Annotated in this window: 2 protein-coding genes; both read left to right on the top strand. The window is 67.8% G+C overall.

The window, feature by feature from the left end; genetic code table 11:
• Nucleotides 1-52 precede the first annotated feature (52 nt).
• Nucleotides 53-397, top strand: coding sequence for a transposase (locus tag IEZ01_RS34445; RefSeq protein ID WP_189205737.1), 345 nt, complete (start codon nt 53-55; stop codon nt 395-397).
• A partial coding sequence (locus tag IEZ01_RS34440) for an IS3 family transposase (RefSeq protein WP_189205729.1) occupies nt 394-1022 on the top strand: 629 nt, incomplete at its 3' end. The genes IEZ01_RS34445 and IEZ01_RS34440, both read left to right, overlap by 4 nt.

Genomic DNA, 1022 nt, shown 5'->3' with positions numbered 1-1022 from the left:
TGAGTATCCCCTCGTAGCGTGGAGCCCGTGATTGCAGGGGAAGTTGGGATTCATGGGGTCCAAGAAGAAGCCGCCGTATGACGCCGAGTTCCGTGAGGGCGCCGTGCGCATCGTGGTCGAGACCGGGAAGCAGGTCGGGGAGGTCGCCGAGGAGCTCGGCATCAACCCGGGCACGCTCCACAGCTGGGTGTCGCGGTGGCGCCGCAACGGAACAACGTCCTCGGACCGGCCCGTGCAGGCGGCGGCCGCCAGCGGTGGTGGTGGGCGGGTACGGGAGTCCGAGCGAGCCGAGCTGGAGCGGCTGCGTCGGGAGATGGGCGAGAAGAACAAGCGGATCCGGGAGCTGGAGATGGAGCGCGATGTCTTCAAGCGATGCATGGCCCTCTGGGTGAAGTGACCGAGAACGCTCCGGAGGCGGTAGTCGCCTTCATCGGTAACCAGAGGGCCGAGCACGGCGTCCCGCACCGGGTGTCCTGCCGGGTGGTCGGGGTGAGTGAGGCATGGTTCTACAAGTGGCGCCGACGCCCCGACGAGCCGACCCAACGAGAGGTCAGGAGGGCGAGGCTGGAGGAGCGGATCATCCACTTCTTCACCGAGTCCGGCAGCACGTACGGCTCGCCGAGGATCACGCAGGACCTGTGGGCTGAGGGATGGCAGGTGGCGGTGAACACCGTCGCGGAGATCATGGCCGAGCTCGGCCTGCAGGGCCGCAAGCCCCCGCGTCGGCCGAAGCCGCTGACCCGGCAGGGCAAGCGGAAGTCCGCCCCTGACCTGGTGCATCGCCGTTTCGACGCGGTGGCCCCTGACGTGCTCTGGTACGGGGATATGACGGAGATCGAGACCGGTGAGGGCAAGATCTATCTCGCCACGGTCATCGACGCGTTTTCGCGCCGCTGCCTCGGCTACGCCATGGGCGAGCACCGTGACGCGGCCCTGGTCGGCGCGTCGTTGCAGATGGCCACCGCGACGCGTGGCGGCCGAAGGGACGGGACGATCTTCCACAGCGACAGAGGAAGTGAGTA

The organism is Streptomyces purpureus (assembly GCF_014648195.1).
GTDB lineage: Bacteria > Actinomycetota > Actinomycetes > Streptomycetales > Streptomycetaceae > Streptomyces > Streptomyces purpureus.
This window is presented reverse-complemented; position numbering and strand designations above follow the sequence as displayed.

Bases quoted from the DNA above. Each gene is read 5' to 3' on its own strand.
- IEZ01_RS34445 (WP_189205737.1), top strand. From the start codon at position 53: ATGGGGTCCAAGAAGAAGCCGCCGTATGACGCCGAGTTCCGTGAGGGC.